Annotated in this window: 13 protein-coding genes; 2 read left to right on the top strand and 11 right to left on the bottom strand. The window is 62.9% G+C overall.

The features are described 5' to 3' along the window. Window positions 1-58: 58 nt before the first annotated feature. From RHM60_RS13950 to RHM60_RS13920, 7 genes are all read right to left on the bottom strand, one after another. Window positions 59-241: a hypothetical protein gene (locus RHM60_RS13950; RefSeq protein WP_209985641.1), complete on the bottom strand. Its 183-nt coding sequence runs from the start codon at window positions 239-241 to the stop codon at window positions 59-61. After that, entirely contained in the window at window positions 238-1,341 is a 1,104-nt protein-coding gene (locus RHM60_RS13945) for a PepSY-associated TM helix domain-containing protein (protein ID WP_231423806.1), read from the bottom strand. Before RHM60_RS13945 ends, RHM60_RS13950 begins: the two co-directional genes overlap by 4 nt. 63 nt (window positions 1,342-1,404) lie before the next feature. Further along, window positions 1,405-3,834 (bottom strand): TonB-dependent siderophore receptor, encoded by a 2,430-nt coding sequence (locus RHM60_RS13940; protein WP_322212077.1) that lies wholly within the window; start codon window positions 3,832-3,834, stop codon window positions 1,405-1,407. A gap of 136 nt (window positions 3,835-3,970) precedes the next feature. Next, a complete protein-coding gene (locus RHM60_RS13935; RefSeq protein WP_322212076.1) occupies window positions 3,971-4,933 on the bottom strand; it encodes a FecR family protein in 963 nt (320 codons plus the stop codon). Continuing rightward, the gene (locus RHM60_RS13930; protein ID WP_322212075.1) at window positions 4,930-5,448 is read right to left on the bottom strand and encodes an RNA polymerase sigma factor; all 519 of its coding nucleotides are present in this window, start codon (window positions 5,446-5,448) and stop codon (window positions 4,930-4,932) included. Before RHM60_RS13930 ends, RHM60_RS13935 begins: the two co-directional genes overlap by 4 nt. 100 nt (window positions 5,449-5,548) lie before the next feature. Further along, window positions 5,549-6,256 (bottom strand): 3'-5' exonuclease, encoded by a 708-nt coding sequence (locus tag RHM60_RS13925; RefSeq protein WP_322212074.1) that lies wholly within the window; start codon window positions 6,254-6,256, stop codon window positions 5,549-5,551. Next, the gene (locus RHM60_RS13920) at window positions 6,253-8,175 is read right to left on the bottom strand and encodes a putative nucleotidyltransferase substrate binding domain-containing protein (protein ID WP_231423810.1); all 1,923 of its coding nucleotides are present in this window, start codon (window positions 8,173-8,175) and stop codon (window positions 6,253-6,255) included. Before RHM60_RS13920 ends, RHM60_RS13925 begins: the two co-directional genes overlap by 4 nt. Before the next feature lie 246 nt (window positions 8,176-8,421). Here RHM60_RS13920 and RHM60_RS13915 point away from each other — a divergent pair, with 246 nt between their 5' ends. Further along, on the top strand, window positions 8,422-8,868 hold the full coding sequence (locus RHM60_RS13915; RefSeq protein ID WP_209985627.1) for a response regulator: 447 nt from the start codon (window positions 8,422-8,424) through the stop codon (window positions 8,866-8,868). A gap of 162 nt (window positions 8,869-9,030) precedes the next feature. Here RHM60_RS13915 and RHM60_RS13910 read toward each other — a convergent pair whose 3' ends face one another. Continuing rightward, the gene (locus RHM60_RS13910; RefSeq protein ID WP_322212073.1) at window positions 9,031-11,208 is read right to left on the bottom strand and encodes a malate synthase G; all 2,178 of its coding nucleotides are present in this window, start codon (window positions 11,206-11,208) and stop codon (window positions 9,031-9,033) included. A gap of 267 nt (window positions 11,209-11,475) precedes the next feature. Between RHM60_RS13910 and RHM60_RS13905 the strand changes: the two genes are divergently transcribed. After that, window positions 11,476-11,988: a glycine cleavage system protein R gene (locus RHM60_RS13905; RefSeq protein ID WP_209985622.1), complete on the top strand. Its 513-nt coding sequence runs from the start codon at window positions 11,476-11,478 to the stop codon at window positions 11,986-11,988. Here RHM60_RS13905 and rarD read toward each other — a convergent pair whose 3' ends face one another. The 3 genes from rarD to RHM60_RS13890 all read right to left on the bottom strand — a co-directional run bounded on the left by rarD (window position 11,989) and on the right by RHM60_RS13890 (window position 16,188). Beyond that, on the bottom strand, window positions 11,989-12,873 hold the full coding sequence (gene rarD, locus RHM60_RS13900) for an EamA family transporter RarD (protein ID WP_322212072.1): 885 nt from the start codon (window positions 12,871-12,873) through the stop codon (window positions 11,989-11,991). Window positions 12,874-13,042: 169 nt separating this feature from the next. Beyond that, complete coding sequence (locus tag RHM60_RS13895; protein ID WP_209985616.1) at window positions 13,043-14,017, bottom strand: serine/threonine protein kinase; 975 nt, start codon at window positions 14,015-14,017, stop codon at window positions 13,043-13,045. Window positions 14,018-14,289: 272 nt separating this feature from the next. After that, on the bottom strand, window positions 14,290-16,188 hold the full coding sequence (locus RHM60_RS13890; protein WP_209985612.1) for a PhoX family protein: 1,899 nt from the start codon (window positions 16,186-16,188) through the stop codon (window positions 14,290-14,292). Window positions 16,189-16,223 lie beyond the last annotated feature (35 nt).

Genomic DNA, 16,223 nt, shown 5'->3' with positions numbered 1-16,223 from the left:
ACATTTTGAATTGTGAATACTTTCAAATGTGGGAGGGGGCTTGCTCCCGATAGCGCATTCAGCCGCGCCGCGCCAACAACCCCCAGGCGCCAATCACCGCTGGAACCCCCAGCCCCACCCAGCTCAAAACGTCCCAGAGCCCGTCGCCCAGCAGCGCCGCAAACAGCCCGGCGGCACTGAGCAGGCCGATCCCCAGCGGTATACCAAACACCTTCCAGAAACTCGACTGGCGCGGCTTCATGCCTTGCCCGCCTTGCGCCGCACGAGCCACAGGTACACCCCGCTGCCCAGCACAATGATGGTCAGCACATCCAGTACCGCCCACAGAATTTTCATCGTCATGCCGCCGTAGTCACCAAAATGCAACGGCTGCGACATGCCCATGGCGTCCATGTACCACGGTCGTTCGGCGATGGCGGTGACGGTCAGGGTGCGGGCGTCGATCAGTACCGGCGTGAGCAGGTGCGAGGTCAGGTGCGTGCTGCCTTTCATGAACACGGCGTAGTGGTGCTCGCTGGAAAAGCGTGTGCCGGGGAAGGCGATGAAGTCCGGCTGCATGCCCGGCGCGGCCTTGGCGGCAATGCTCAGCAACTCGCTGACCGGTGCGCGCTGCGTCAGCGGCGGGGCGTTCTTGTAGGGTTCGATCATGGCGCTGAGGCTGTCGGTGCGCCAGGCGGCGATGATCAGGTCGGCACAGGCACTGATCACGCCGGTCACGCCCACCACCAGCGTCCAGGTCAGGGTAACCGCGCCGAGCAGGTTGTGCAGGTCGAGCCAGCGCAGGCGCGTGGATTTATCCTGGCGCACCGTGCCGAATTTCAAGCGGCGCATGAACGGCAGGTACAGCACCGTGCCGGAGACAATCGCCAACACAAACAGCAAGCCCATGAACGCCAGCAACAACTTGCCCGGCAGGCCGGCGAACATGTCCACATGCAGGCGCAGCACGAACAGCGTAAAACCGCCATTGGCCGAGGGCATCTCCACCGATTCACCGGTGCGTGCGTCGAGCATGAAGGTGTGCGACGAATTGGGCTCGGTGCCGGCGGTCGCCGCCATGATCGCGATTACCCCGTTTTTGTCGTCCTCGTCCCAGGCCAAATACTGCATGGCCTCGCCCGGGCGATGGGCCTGGGCTTTAGCGACCAGTCGTTCCAGATCGAGCTGCGGCGTGTCGGCCGGCATCTGCGCAAGCGTCGGCTCATTGCCCAGCAGGTGGTCGATCTCATGATGAAACACCAGCGGCAGCCCGGTGAGGGCGAGCAGCAACAGGAATACGGTGCAGATCAGGCTGGTCCAGGTGTGGATGAAGGACCAGCGGCGGATGGTTTTGCTTTTCATTTTTCTAGCCTTCAAACGCACCGAAGCCGTCCCGGAGGACGGCTTGGTGGTTAACTCAGCGGATTACCACTGATAAGTGGCACTGGCGACTACGCTGCGTTGGTCGCCGAAGTAGCAGTAGGAGCCGTCGCAGGTGGAAATGTAATCCTTGTTGAACAGGTTAGTGGCGTTCACTTTCACCGACGCACCCTTGAGGCTATTGTCCAGTCGGCCCAGGTCATAGTGTACGGCGCCGTCGAACACGGTGTAGGCATTGGCTTTGCCGGCCCAGGTGTTGGCCTGGTCGCCATAGGTGTTGCCGGTGTAGCGCGCGCCAAAGCCGATACCGAAACCGTCGAGTGGTCCGGTATGCCAGGTGTAGTCGGTCCACAGCGAGGCTTGCTGATTGGGGATCAGTTGCAGCCGGTTGCCTTTGTACTGGCCCTTTTGCACTTCAGACTTGGCCAGGGTGTAGGCCGCGATTACCTTGAGGTTATCGGTCACGTCAGACACGGCTTCCAATTCCAGGCCCTTGACCTTCACTTCGCCGGTCTGATCGGTGACCGAGGCACCACCGGACTGGAAGCTTGTGACTTGTACATTCTTCTGCGTCAGGTCGTAGACCGCGGCACTGAGCAGTGTGTTGGAGCCGGGCGGCTGGTATTTGATCCCCAGTTCCCACTGCTGGCCTTCGGTCGGTTTGAACGACTGGACGGGGTCTACGCTGGCGTTGCTCGCGGGCTGGAACGACTCGGCGTAGGAAAGGTAGGGCACGAAACCTGAATCGAACACATAGCTCAGCGCCGCGTTGCCACTGAAGTTCTTGCTGCGGTCGGTATTGGTGGCGTCGTTTTTATTGAAGTAGGTTGTGCCCTGGTGTACCCAGTCTTCACGGCCGCCAAGGGTCAGGCGCCAGTTATCGAGGGCCATTTGGTCCTGCACGTAAAGGCCGGTCTGCACGGTTTTCTGGTTGTAATCGTAGAAGGCCGTTGAGCGCGCCGGGCGTACGATCGGCTGACCGTAGACCGGGTTGAAAATGTTGGTGGTGCCGCCGTCGCCGAAAATCGCCAGGTAAGAGGTATCGGTGCGCTGATGATCCAGACCCAGCAGCAGAGTGTGAGTGATGTCGCCGGTGGCGAAGTCAGCCTGGAAATTGTTATCCACTGCGAACTGGCTGATGTCCTCGTCCACGTTGGTCGAGGAGCGGCTGATATTGCCATTGGCATCAGCAGGGGAGAACGCGAAGGAGCCGACCGTCAGTTGTTGGAACGCCAATTCGGACTTGGTGTAGCGTAGGTTCTGCTTGAATTGCCAAGTATCGTTGAAGCGATGCTCGAAAGCATAGCCGAGTGCGTAGTAGGTACGGTCGTAGAAGTCGTAATCGGGATCGCCAAGGTTCTTGTGGTGGGAAACCTCGCCTAGCGGTGATTTGATCTTGGTGCCTTGGATCGGCAGGAACTGGCTGGTGGTGCCGGTATCATCGCGGGTGAACTGTGACAGCAGGGTCAACTTGGTGTCGGTATCGATATTCCAGGTCAGGCTGGGCGCGATGTTGTAGCGCTTATTGTCGATATGGTCGACCTGGGTGCCAGCATCACGCAGCACACCGCTGAGGCTGTAGAGAAACCGGCCTTCGTCATCGATTTTGCCGGTGCTGTCAAAGTTGATCTGGCGGTAGTTGTCACTGCCGTACTGCACCTGCACTGCGTTACTCGGTTCTGCGCTGGGACGCCGGCTGACCATGTCCAGCAGACCGCCCGGCGGGGTCTGGCCATAGACCGACGAGGCCGGGCCGCGCAGCAGGGCGAGGCGGTCCAGATTCCACGTTTCGGCTTTAGGGTTGGCGTACACACCGCGCGGCAGTGGCAGGCCGTCGAGGAATTGGGTGGGTTCGAAGCCGCGTACGCGCATCCAGTCGTAGCGTGTGTCGCTGCCGTAGCTGGCGGACACAATGCCGGGCATGTATTTGACGGCATCGTCCAGGTTCTGAACGTTGCGATCCTGCATCTGCTCGCGGGTGGCAACAGAAATCGAGCGCGGTGCTTCGACCAGTGCAGTGTCTGTCTTGGTGCCGGCGGCGGTGCGCTTGGCCAGGTAACCCTCCACCGGCCCCCACGCACTTTCATAATTGCCCTGCCCGATAACGCTGGTCTGCGGCAACGCCACAACCCCGTCCGGAATCGGCACCAACGTAAACGTCCCTGCCGTGCCTTGCTCCAGTTGCAGCCCCGTCCCGCGCAAGGCTTCACGCAGCGCGCTCTGCGCATCGAACTGGCCCTTGACTGGTGCCGAGGTCTTGCCGGCGGCGAGCGTCGGGTTGAGGGTCAGCGCAAGGCCGGCCTGACTGGCGATCTGGTTGAGGGTGCTGGCCAGGGGCGCGGACGGCAGGTTGTAGGCGCGCACGCTTGCGGCGTGTTCGGCGGCGAGCAGCAAGGGGCTGGCGAGCGGGGCGCCGAAGGCAATGGCCACGGCTAACAGGCTGGGGCGCAACAAGGTGTCGAGCGTGCGGGACATGAAGGGGCGGCTCCTGATGGAAATAGTTCTCGATTGCCTAGGAGCCGGATGAGAATGGGAAAGTGATAGGGCGGGCGGTAAATATTTTTTTGGGTTGTTGTTGAGGGCCTCATCGGGGGCAAGCCCCTCCCGCATTTCAAGGCCTGGCGCGCACCGTCACCCACCACGGTGTGTGCTGCTCGATTTGCACCGGCAGCGTCGGCAGCAATGCATTGAGCGCCAGGTTGGTATCGCGCAGCGGGAAGCTGCCGGTGATGCGCAGGTCGGCCACGTTTTTATCCACGCCCAGGTGGCTGCTGCGGTAGCGGCCGAGCTCCTTGATCACGTCAGCGAGACGCGCGTTGTCGACCACCAGCATGCCGCGCGTCCAGGCGTCGCTGCCGGGGGTGACGGCCAGCAAGGGGCCCAAACCATCGCTGCGCATCAGCACTTGCTGGCCGGCCTTGACCACCTGTGCCTGGTGCTGCGCCTCAGGCTGCGCGGCCACGGCCGACTGCAACACGCTCAGGCGCGTGGCGTGGTCTTCGCGCTTGACGATGAACCGCGTGCCCAGCGCCCGCAGGCTGCCGTCGGGGGTTTGCACGTAAAACGGGCGCGCGTCGTCATGGCCGGTTTCGATCAGAATTTCCCCGGCCTGCAACACGATCAGGCGGCGCTTTTCGTCGAAACGCACGTCGATGGCGCTGTGGGTGTTGAGGTTGATCGAGGTGCCATCGGCCAGTGTCAGCGTGCGCTGCTCGCCGGTGGCGGTGCGTTGGTCGGCGAGCCAGTAATGCAGCGGCACGTAGCGCTCGCCGGCAAACAACGCCAGCCCGCACACCAGCGCGATACTCGCCAGGCCCCGCCCCAGTTTGCGTACGCGTTGGCGAATGCCTTCGCGCGACTGCAGCAAGGCCGCCCGCGCCGGGCCCGAGGCTGCGCTGAAACGCTGATCGAGCATGCCCAGCTGGCGCCAGGCGCGGGCGTGCTCGGCATCGCTGGCCAGCCATCTGCGCAATTCTTCCTGTTCCACCGCGCTGGCGTCGCCCGCGTCGAGGGACAGTTGCCAGGCAATCGCGGCATCCAGCACCCGCGCCGAGACCGGTTTGGCACCTATCACAGCGGCTGGCCGTACAAGGCGATGTAGCACTGGCGAATCCCCTGGGCCAGGTACTGGCGCACGCGGGGCACCGAGACGCCCAGGCGCTGGGCGATTTCGGCGTGGCCCATGCCATCCAGGCGGCTGTGCAGAAACGCGGCGCGAGCCTTGCTCGACAGTTTGCCGAGCAGGCGGTCGATGGCCTTGAGGTCTTCGAGGATCAATTGCTGTTCTTCGGGCGAGGGGTGTTCGCTTTGCGGGATCAGCATCAATTCGGTGAGGTAGGCCTGTTCCAGCGCCGCGCGGCGGAAGTAGTCGAAGAGCAGGCCTTTGGCGATGGACACCAAAAAGGCACGTGGCTCGCGGGGTTCGCGCAGCTCGGCACGTCCCAGCAGGCGCACGAAGGTGTCCTGACTCAAGTCTTCGGCGCGGCTGGCGCAGGCCACGTTGCGCCGCAGCCAGGCCAGCAGCCAGCCACGATGGTCGCGATACAACGCACCAACAAGCTCACTGTGGGGAGGCTGGACTGACGACAAGGCATCACCGGATAAACGAATTGTTTAAACTAACGAGAATTATTCGCGATTGTGGCAGAGGCATCGGATGGGCGCAATTGGCGTTTGTCGGGAGGTGACATTAAAACGATGGCGCGTGTTTGCGCCGTCTCCATTGGCCCAAGCGCTCTTGCAAGGCCTTCGGTGAGTCGATGTGCTGTCGGCGCGCGCGGCTGAACAGAATCAGCATCAGTTCCGCCGTGGCCAGGGCATCGGCGCTGGCGTGATGGCGTTCGCCCACCTGCAGGCCAAAGTGGTGGATCCAGTCGTCCAGCCCGGCTTCACGCAGTGGCGCGTCGGGGCACAGCAGCGGGGCGATCTCGGCCACGTCGAGGAACGGGTGGGCCAGGCGATAGCCCAGGCTGTCCTTGAGCGCGCGGCCCAGCATGTGTTGATCGAACGGCGCATGGAAGGCCAGCAGCGGGCTGTCGCCGACAAACGCCATGAAGTCCAGCAGCGCCTCCACCGGGTCGCTGCCGGCGGCGATGGCGCTGGGGCCCAGGCCGTGGATCAGCACGCTGGGGCTGAGCCGGTTGTCGGCGCGGTGCAGCGTGCGTTCGAACAGTTGCGAGAAGTCCACCGCACCGTCCTCAATGACCACGGCGCCGATGGACAGCACCTGGTCGCGGTTAAGGTTCAGACCGCTGGTTTCCAGGTCCACCACCACCCAGCGCTGGCTGCGCAAAGAACCGTCGCCCAGTGCGCAGGGTGAGGGCAGTTGCACCAGGCGTTGCTGCTGCGCCGCGTCGAGCCGCGGTTTTGTCTTGCGCAGCCAGCTGAACAGGCTCACAGCTGATACCGAAATGTCAGGCTGCTCTGCAGGCGTTGGGCCTGGCGCAGGGATTCGCGCAGGATAAGGCGGTCCAGGTGGTTGAGGCTGTCGGGGTCGACGCGGTTGGAGTACGGCTGGTTTTCCCGGCTTTGCAGTTGGTGCTGCTGCATGCGGGTCTGCTGGATAAAGTGATAGGCCTCTTCATACGCGGCGCCGTCCAGCGGCTCGATCACGGCCTTGATCACCAACTGACGCAGGCGCTCCAGGGTGTTATTGGCGTGAATGCCATTGGCCAGGGCCAGCAGTCGCGCGCCGTCAACGAATGGCGTAAGGCCCTGCACCTTGAGATCGAGTGTGGCCTTTTCGGCGCCGTTGCGCGTCAGCACGAAGTCGCGAAAGCGCCCAACCGGCGGGCGCTGGCGCAGGGCGTTCTCGGCCAGCATGCGCTGGAAGAGGCGGTTGTCGGCGACCTGGTCAAGGACGCCCTGGCGCAGTTGCTCACAGCCCTGCTCATCGCCCCACACCACGCGCAGGTCGAAATAGATGCTCGAGCCCAGCAGATTTTCCGGGGTGGCCTCGCGAATGAACGCCGCAAACCGGCGTGCCCATTCAGAGCGAGACAGGCACAGCTCGGGGTTGCCGGCCATGATGTTGCCCTTGCACAGGCTGAAGCCGCACAGCGCCAGGCTCTGGTTGATCTGCTGCGCCAACGGCAGCAGGCGCCCGCGTCGCTCGGCGGCTTCGGCGGCGTCCCTGGCCTCGAACAGGATGCCGTTGTCCTGATCGGTGTAGAGCGTCTGTTCGCGGCGTCCTTCGCTGCCGAAGCACAGCCAACTGAATGGCACGCCCGGGTCGCCCTTTTCGGCGAGGGTCAGTTCGATCACCCGGCACACGGTGTGGTCGTTGAGCAGCGTGATGATGTGGGTGATCTGGGTGGACGAGGCACCGTGGGCGAGCATGCGCTCCACCAGTTGACCGATCTCGCCGCGCATCGCCACCAGGTTGTCGACCCTGGGCGCGTTACGGATGGTGCGGGCCAGGTGCACCAGGTCGACCCGTTGCAGGGAAAACAGGTCGCGTTCGGACACCACGCCGCACAGGCGCTGGTCCTTGACCAGGCACACGTGGGCGATGTGCCGTTCGGTCATGGCGATAGCGGCGTCGAAAGCGCTGTGGTCCGGGGTGAGAAAAAACGGCGCCTGGGTCATGTGCCCCGCGATGGCCTGGCTGAAGTCACCGGTGCCGTCGGCCACCACCTGGCGCAGGTCGCGCAGGGTGAAGATGCCCAGAGGCGCCTGCTGGTCGTCGACGATCACGATGCTGCCCACTTGCTGTTCATGCATCAGCGTCACGGCTTCGCGCAGCGGTGTCTGCGGGCTGCACATCACCGGATGGCGCATGGCCAGGTCGCCCAGGCGGGTGTTCAGGGAGTATTGGGTGCCGAGGGTTTCCACGGCCTTTTGCTGCACCTGCTGGTTGACCTGGTCCAGCAGGCTGCTGACGCCGCGCAAGGCGAAATCGCGGAACGGGCTGGACAGCGCAAACAGCTTGATAAAGGCCGGCTTGTTCAATTGCAGGCAGAAGGTGTCTTCGGCGGCTTTGTGTTCGGTGCGGGTTGCTCGTTCACCGAGCAATGCGGCCAGCGGAAAGCATTCGCCGGTGGTGATTTCGAAGGTGGTTTCGGTCGAGTCCGGGCGTTCACCCACCACGCGGCCTTGCTTGACGATATAGAAGTGCTCCACCGGCCCGCCCGCCGGTTTGAGGATGCTGTCGCCGGTGCCGTAAAAGCGCAGCTGGCATTGCTCCACCAGAAACGCCAGGTGCGCGTTCTCCATTTGGTTGAACGGCGAAAAGCGCTGCAGGAATTGCAGGGTGCCGTGGATGTTCTGCAAGACGGCGGTTTTTCCCGCCTGGGCGAAAGCATCAGCTTTACTCATAACAGTGACCGCAATGTTTTTGTCGTTATCGTGCTGCATGGTCGGCTGGCGCACGGCGGGTGCCCATTGGACGTAAGTCTAGGTAGCGAAGTGACTGCACGGACTAGGGAAAAACCCTATGGGACTACCGTGCAAACCCCGTGGAACGCCCACTAGGCAAAGTTTCCGACGAAGTGCACATTGAACGCCCTTGCGCAGATGTCTGACGAGTGTGCTGCGAGATTGAATAGAACTGCTGAGAACTGTATGTCCGACCACGATATTTTGAGTGATGCCGAGCGCGAGGCGCTGAGCGCCGTGATGCTGGAACCTGATTTACCGCCACAGCGTGTATTGATTGTTGATGACGACAAGGATGCGCGTGAACTGTTGGCGGAGATTCTGGGGCTGGACGGTATTCGCTGCATGACGGCCGACAGTGGTGAGGCAGCGTGGGAGTTATTGAAAACCAGCAGCTCGATCGGCTTGTTGATTACCGACCTGCGCATGGCTCCCGGGAGTGGTCTTGAGCTGATCCGCCAGGTGCGTGAATCCACCCGCGCGGCGTTGCCGATCATCATTATGTCGGGGGACGCCGAGGCGCCGGATGTGATTGATGCGATGCATTTGAGCGTGGTGGATTTTTTGCTCAAGCCGATTGATAGCGTGAAGTTGGCGCAGATGGTGAAGCGGGAGTTGGGGATGATTTCCTGATGGTGAGGTGACGGTGCTGGCCTCATCGGGAGCAAGCCCCCTCCCACATGTCGAGCTGTGAATACCTTGCAGATGTGCGAGGGGACTTGCTCCCGATAGCGCCACTCCAGTGACCCTGAAACCAAAGAAAAAGCCCTGATCTCTCGATCAGGGCTTTTTCATTTACAGGCCGTTTTTAGCCTTGAACTCCCGACGCCTGCGGTGCAACACCGGCTCGGTGTAACCATTGGGCTGTTTGGTCCCTTCAATCACCAGTTCCACCGCGGCCTGAAACGCGATGTTGCTGTCGAAGTCCGGCGCCAACGGCCGGTACAGCGCATCCCCGGCATTCTGGCGGTCCACCACCGGCGCCATGCGCTTGAGGCTTTCCAGCACCTGGGCTTCGCTGACGATGCCGTGGCGCAGCCAGTTGGCAATGTGCTGGCTGGAAATACGCAGGGTGGCGCGGTCTTCCATCAGGCCAACATCGTTGATGTCCGGCACTTTGGAGCAGCCCACACCCTGGTCGATCCAGCGCACCACGTAACCGAGGATGCCCTGGGCGTTGTTGTCCAGTTCGTTGCGGATTTCTTCGTCGGACCAATCGGTAGAGCCGGCCAGCGGAATCGTCAGGATATCGTCCACCGAGGCGCGTTCGCGCTGGGCAAGTTCCACCTGGCGGGCGAATACGTCGACCTTGTGATAGTGCAACGCATGCAGGGCGGCGGCGGTTGGCGACGGCACCCAGGCGGTGTTGGCACCGGCCAGGGGGTGAGCGATTTTCTGTTCGAGCATGGCGGCCATCAGGTCGGGCATGGCCCACATGCCTTTGCCGATCTGGGCGCGGCCCTGCAGGCCGGCGCGCAGGCCAATGTCGACGTTCCAGTTTTCGTAGGCGCCGATCCATTTTTCCGCTTTCATGGCGGCCTTGCGCACCATCGCGCCGGCTTCCATGGAGGTGTGGATTTCATCGCCGGTGCGGTCGAGGAAGCCGGTGTTGATGAACACCACGCGCTCGCTGGCCGCCTGGATGCAGGCCTTGAGGTTGACCGTGGTGCGGCGCTCCTCGTCCATGATCCCGACCTTGAGGGTGTTGCGTGGCTGCTTCAGCACGTCCTCGATGCGACCGAACAACTCGTTGGTGAACGCCACTTCTTCGGGGCCATGCATCTTCGGTTTGACGATGTACACCGAGCCAGTGCGGCTGTTGCTGCGGCTGCTGTTGCCGTTGAGGCTGTGGATCGCCGCCAGGCTGGTGAGCAGGCCGTCGAGAATGCCTTCGGGCACTTCGTTGCCGTGTTTGTCGAGGATCGCGTCGATGGTCATCAGGTGACCCACGTTGCGCACGAACAGCAGCGAACGGCCGTGCAGCGTCACGTCCTCGCCGTGCACGCCGGTGTAGACGCGGTCGGGGTTCATGGTGCGGGTGAAGGTGGTCCCGCCCTTGGCGACTTCTTCAGCCAGGTCGCCCTTCATCAGGCCGAGCCAGTTGCGGTAGATCACCACTTTATCGTCGGCATCGACGGCGGCGACGGAGTCTTCGCAGTCCATGATGGTGGTGAGTGCGGCTTCCATCAGGATGTCTTTGATGCCGGCGGCATCGGTCTGGCCAACCGGGGTGCTGGCGTCGATCTGGATTTCGAAATGCAGGCCGTTGTTTTTCAGCAGGATTGCAATCGGCGCGGCTGCCGGGCCCTGGAAGCCAATGAGCTGGGCATCGTCGCGCAGGCCACTGTTGCTGCCACCTTTAAGGGCCACGATGAGCACGCCATCGACGATTTTGTAGCCGGTGGACTCGGCATGGCTGCCGGCGCTGAGTGGCGCAGCCTGGTCAAGGAAGGCGCGGGCGAAGGCGATGACCTTGTCGCCACGCACCTTGTTGTAGCCCTTGCCCTTCTCGGCGCCGTCGGCTTCGCTGATGGCGTCGGTGCCATAGAGCGCGTCGTACAGCGAACCCCAGCGGGCGTTGGAGGCGTTGAGGGCAAAGCGCGCGTTCATTACCGGCACCACCAGCTGCGGGCCGGCCATGCGGGCGATTTCGTCGTCGACGTTTTCAGTGGTGGCCTGGAAATCTGCGACTTCCGGCAGCAGGTAGCCGATGTCTTGCAGGAAGGCTTTATAGGCCACCGCGTCGTGGGCCTGGCCGGCGTGAGCCTGGTGCCAGGCGTCGATCTGCGCCTGGAAATCGTCGCGTTTGGCGAGCAGGGCCTTGTTCTTCGGCGCGAGGTCGTGAATGACCTGGTCGGCGCCGGCCCAGAACTGCTCGGCCGTGAGGCCGGTGCCGGGAATCGCTTCGTTGTTGACGAAGTCGAACAGGACTTTGGCGACCTGCAGGCCACCGACTTGAACGTGTTCAGTCATTGCTTGCCTCACTCTGCGGAGCTTATGCGCTTAATCTGATGATCATTATGTAGTGCCCGGTTGGGCATACTACATGATGACTTGTGCTTGTGAATATCAGACTCAATACGTCGTTTAGCGACCCATTTTGATCATGCGGTCACAGCGAAGAGCCGGATGTTCTCAAGAAACCGTTGGATTGTTCCAGATAAAAATAAAAATGGTACACGATTTGTTTTCGAGGGCCTGCGGGTCCACTTTGTAGATTGATTTCCAGAGGGCTTCGCCATGGACCATCTTGTACTCACAATTATCGCCGCCGACAAACCCGGCCTCGTCGAACGCATCGCGCAGAACATTGCCGCCCACGGTGGCAACTGGCTGGAAAGCCGCATGGCGCATATGGCCGGGCAGTTTGCCGGGATTCTGCGGGTGAGCGTGCCGGCCGAGAGCCGACAGGCGCTGGTGGGCGCGCTGGAGGACCTGTCCACCCATGGCATTCGTGTGCTGGTGGGCGAGGGCAGCAGCGGGCAGGCGTCGACGTCCAAGTCGATTGTGATGACGCTGCTGGGCAATGACCGCTCGGGCATCGTGCGCGAGATTACCGCGCTGCTCAGCCGCCAGGGCGTCAACCTGGAGCGCCTGAGCACCGATGTGCGCCCGGCGCCCATGAGTGGCGACCCGCTGTTCAGTGCCGAAGCCCTGCTGCAGGTGCCGTCCGGTTTGTCCCTGGAAACCCTGCAGGAATCCCTGGAGACCCTCGCCGATGACTTGATGGTGGAGCTGCGCAGCGAGGAGTGATCAGCGTTTGCGCGCGTTCAACCCGATATCCACGCTGTACACCGCCAGCCCGGCCCAGATGAACGCGAAGGCAATCAGCGTGGCCGGCGCCAGGTGCTCGCCGAACAGCAGCACGGCCTGGAGCAGCACCAGAGTGGGCGCTATGTACTGCAAAAAACCCAAGGTGGTGTAGGGCAGATGCCGTGCGGCGGCGTTGAAACACACCAGCGGCACCAGCGTGACCGGACCGGCTGCGACCAGCCACCAGGCTTCGGATGTGCTCCAGAATGCCATCTGCGCGCTGTGGGCCGAAGGGTTGAACAGCAACCACGCCACGGCAATCGGTACCAGCATCCAGGTTTCCACCACCAGCCCCGGCAGCGCCTTGACCGGCGCCTGCTTGCGGATCAGCCCGTAGAAACCGAAGGTCAGCGCCAGCACCAGCGACACCCACGGCAAACTGCCGACCTGCCACACCTGCTGCGCCACACCCACCGCCGCCAGGCCCACGGCCACCCATTGCAGGCGGCGCAGGCGCTCGCCGAGGATCAGCATGCCCAGCAGCACATTCACCAGTGGGTTGATGTAGTAACCCAGGCTTGCTTCGAGCATGCGCCCGCTGTTCACCGACCACACATAAGTCAGCCAGTTGGCCGCAATCAACGAACCGCTGAGGGCCAGGATCGCCAGGCGCCTGGGGTTGTCGCGCAGCTCGCGCCACCAGCCCGGGTGTTTCCACACCATCAGCAACAAACCGCCGAACAGCGCCGACCACAACACCCGGTGCACGATGATCTCGACGGCGGGCACGCTGGCGATGGCTTTGAAGTAGAGCGGGAACAGGCCCCAGATGATGTAGGCGCTAAGGCCCAGGATGTACCCCTTGCGGGGGTTGGCGGCGTGCATGCGGAATCCTTGCTCGGGCAACTGACAAAGGCGTGATTGTAAGGATATTTGTCAGCCTGGGGGATTGGCTTTGCTTTATGTGCGAGGGGACTTGCTCTCGATAGCGGTGTGACAGCCAATCCCGCTTTAGCTGACACACCGTCATCGGGAGCACGCCCCCTCCCACCGGTTAAAACAGCTTCAGGGGTTCTTCGTTGAGCGCCGACAGCTGCTCGCGCAACGCCAGCACCTGGTCGCCCCAATAACGCTCGCTGCCGAACCACGGGAAACTGTGGGGGAACGCCGGGTCGTCCCAACGCCGGGCCAGCCAGGCGCTGTAGTGCATCAGGCGCAGGGCGCGCAGCGGTTCGATCAGCGCCAGTTCGCGGGGGTCGAAGTCATGGAATTCCTGATAGCCATCCATCAATTCCGACAGTTGCCCCAGGCATTCCTGGCGATCACCGGCGAGCATCATCCACAGGTCCTGCACCGCCGGGCCCATGCGGCAGTCGTCCAGGTCGACGATGTGGAACATTTCGTCACGGCACATCATGTTGCCGGGGTGGCAATCGCCGTGCATGCGGATGTTCTTGTGCGGCGTGGCCTTGTACACCTCTTCCACGCGCTTGAGCAGGTCGCGGGCGACCGACTCGTAGGCGGGCAGCAGGCTTTTGGGGATGAAGTTGCCTTCGAGCAGGGTGGTGAGGGAGTCGTGGCCGAAGTTCTTCACACCCAGGGCTTCGCGGTGTTCGAACGGGCGGGTTGAGCCCACCGCATGCAGTCGGCCGAGCAGTTGCCCAAGGCGGTGCAGTTGATCAAGGTTACCCGGCTCCGGCGCGCGGCCACCCCGGCGTGGAAACAGCGTGAAGCGGAACCCGGCGTGTTCGAACAGGCTTTCACCGTTGTGGATCATCGGCGCAACCACCGGCACGTCGCACTCGGCCAGCTCGAAGGTGAAGCGGTGTTCCTCGAGGATCGCCTCGCTGGTCCAGCGCTGCGGCCGATAGAACTTGGCGATCAGCGGCTCGCTGTCTTCGATGCCCACCTGATACACGCGGTTTTCGTAGCTGTTGAGCGCCAGCACGCGCGCATCGCTGAGAAAGCCGATGCTTTCGACGGCGTCGAGGACCAGGTCGGGGGTGAGTGTTTCAAACGGGTGGGCCATGCGAACTCCTGCGCGCAGCAGGGCGCCGCGTCGGGCCTCGTATGGTAGCGCACCGGGACTGGGATAGGTGGTTGTCTGTGGCGAGCAGGCTTGTCCTGCGTTGGGGGGCGAAGCGCCCCCAATTCAGCAAAACGCGGTGTACCTGATACGGCTCAGAGCCTGGCTTTGGGGCTGCTGCGCAGCCCAACGCAGGACAAGCCTGCTCGCCACAGTAAGCCCGCTCTCCACAGGGTTTTTGGGTTGGCTGAAATCAAGGTAGGCGGTTGTAGCGGTCAGGCGCCGACAATGCCCCCATCGTCGCGCCGGATCGCGACCACGGAGGACCGCGGCTTGCCATTGGGCAGATGCTCCGGCCAGGTCGAGCCGCCGGTTTCGCCTGGATGCTGAATCCCCACGAACAGCGTTTTCTGATCCGGCGAAAAGCTGATGCCCGTCACCTCGCACGCCACCGGCCCGACCATGAAGCGGCGGATCTCGCCGGTATTCGGGTCGGCGCAGAGCATCTGGTTATTGCCCATGCCCGCGAAGTCGCCGGCATTGCTGTAGTCGCCATCGGTGAGGATCCACAAGCGCCCGGCCTTGTCGAACCCCAGGCCATCGGGGCTGTTGAACATGTTCTGCGGGTTGATGTTGGACGAGCCGCCCTTGGGCTGGCCGGCGTGCACGCCGGGGTTGCCGGCGACCACAAACAGGTCCCAGCTGAATGTACTGCTGCCATGGTTATCGGCATCGGCCTTCCAGCGCAGAATCTGGCCATACACGTTTTTCTCGCGCGGGTTGGGCCCGCCCACCGGCTGGCCGTCTTCGCCGCGCTTGGCGTTGTTGGTGAGGGTGCAGTAGACCTGGCCGTCCGTGGGGCTCACCACGATCCATTCCGGGCGATCCATGCGTGTGGCCTTGACGATACTGGCGGCCAGGCGTGCGTGGATCAGCACTTCGGCCTGGCTGGCAAACCCGCTGCTGGCGTCGATGCCGTTTTTACCGTGGGTCAGCTCGACCCATTGGCCCTTGCCCCTTGGATGATCCGCATCGCCATCGCCTGCGTCGAAGATCGCCACGTACAAGGTGCCGTGGTCGAGCAGGTCTCTGTTGGCCTTGGGGTTATCGTGGATGATCGGGTCGCGGCTGATGAATTTGTAGATGAATTCGCCGCGCTCGTCGTCGCCCATGTACACCACGGCGCGGCCATCGCGGGTTTCGGCCAGGGCCGCGTTTTCGTGCTTGAAGCGGCCCAGGGCAGTGCGCTTGACCGGGGTGGATTGCGGGTCGAACGGGTCAATCTCCACCACCCAGCCGTGGCGATTGAGTTCGTTGGGGTTTTTGGCCATGTCGAAACGCGGGTCATGGGGGTGCCAGTTGATTTCTTTGCTGGCGGCGACCACGCCGTAGCGTTTTTGCGCGGCATCGAAGCTCTGCTGCGGGTTGCTGCTGCCGAAACAGTCGGTGAAATTTTCTTCGCAGGTCAGGTACGTGCCCCATGGAGTCTTGCCGTTGGCGCAGTTCTGGAAGGTGCCGAGGACTTTTTTGCCGGTGTTGTCGGCGCTGGTTTTCAGCCAGGCGTGGCCGGCGGCGGGGCCGCTCAGGCGGATCGGCGAGTTGCCGTGGATGCGTCGGTTGTAGCGCGAGTCCTGAACGAACTGCCAGGTATCGCCGCTGCGCCGCACCTCGATCACCGACACGCCTTCGCTGGCCAAGGCCTTGCGCACGTCTTCGGCCGACTGCGGCGCGCCGCCGTGGGCATAGAGGTAGCGGTAGTTGGTGTACTCGTTGTTGATCGCCAGCAGCGCGCGGTTGTCGTCGCCGGGAAAGGCGAACAGGCTCATGCCGTCGTTGTTGTCGCCGAACTGCTGTTCCTGGGCCTTGGCGCTGCCGTTGCCGGACGGGTCGAACGCCGGGGCGTGCCTGCTCAGCGGCTGGCCCCAGCTGATCAGCACCGAAGCGTTGTAACCCGGCGGCAGGGTGATGGTGTCGCGGGTATCGGCGGCGATGCCGGCAAAGCCCAGCAGCGGGCTGGCGGAGGCGGCGTTGACCGCGAGGGCGCTGCGGCTGAGCAGGTTGCCGCCGAGGAACATCGCGGCCCCGCACAGGGCGCCGGCGCCGATAAAGCGGCGGCGGGTGAGGCCGACCATCTGTTCAAGGTCGGTGGCTTGGTTTTCTTCTAATAGGTTCATTGCAGGCTCCCAGCGGTTTTTGCAGACACCTTAAG

This window comes from Pseudomonas sp. MH9.3 (assembly GCF_034354675.1).
Taxonomy (GTDB): Bacteria; Pseudomonadota; Gammaproteobacteria; order Pseudomonadales; family Pseudomonadaceae; genus Aquipseudomonas.
Note: the sequence above shows the minus strand (reverse complement) of the source record. Positions and strands in the feature narration are given on the sequence as shown.

Bases quoted from the DNA above. Each gene is read 5' to 3' on its own strand.
- RHM60_RS13950 (WP_209985641.1), bottom strand. From the start codon at position 241: ATGAAGCCGCGCCAGTCGAGTTTCTGGAAGGTGTTTGGTATACCGCTG.
- RHM60_RS13945 (WP_231423806.1), bottom strand. From the start codon at position 1,341: ATGAAAAGCAAAACCATCCGCCGCTGGTCCTTCATCCACACCTGGACC.
- RHM60_RS13940 (WP_322212077.1), bottom strand. From the start codon at position 3,834: ATGTCCCGCACGCTCGACACCTTGTTGCGCCCCAGCCTGTTAGCCGTG.
- RHM60_RS13920 (WP_231423810.1), bottom strand. From the start codon at position 8,175: ATGAGTAAAGCTGATGCTTTCGCCCAGGCGGGAAAAACCGCCGTCTTG.
- RHM60_RS13915 (WP_209985627.1), top strand. From the start codon at position 8,422: ATGTCCGACCACGATATTTTGAGTGATGCCGAGCGCGAGGCGCTGAGC.
- RHM60_RS13910 (WP_322212073.1), bottom strand. From the start codon at position 11,208: ATGACTGAACACGTTCAAGTCGGTGGCCTGCAGGTCGCCAAAGTCCTG.
- RHM60_RS13905 (WP_209985622.1), top strand. From the start codon at position 11,476: ATGGACCATCTTGTACTCACAATTATCGCCGCCGACAAACCCGGCCTC.
- rarD (WP_322212072.1), bottom strand. From the start codon at position 12,873: ATGCACGCCGCCAACCCCCGCAAGGGGTACATCCTGGGCCTTAGCGCC.
- RHM60_RS13895 (WP_209985616.1), bottom strand. From the start codon at position 14,017: ATGGCCCACCCGTTTGAAACACTCACCCCCGACCTGGTCCTCGACGCC.
- RHM60_RS13890 (WP_209985612.1), bottom strand. From the start codon at position 16,188: ATGAACCTATTAGAAGAAAACCAAGCCACCGACCTTGAACAGATGGTC.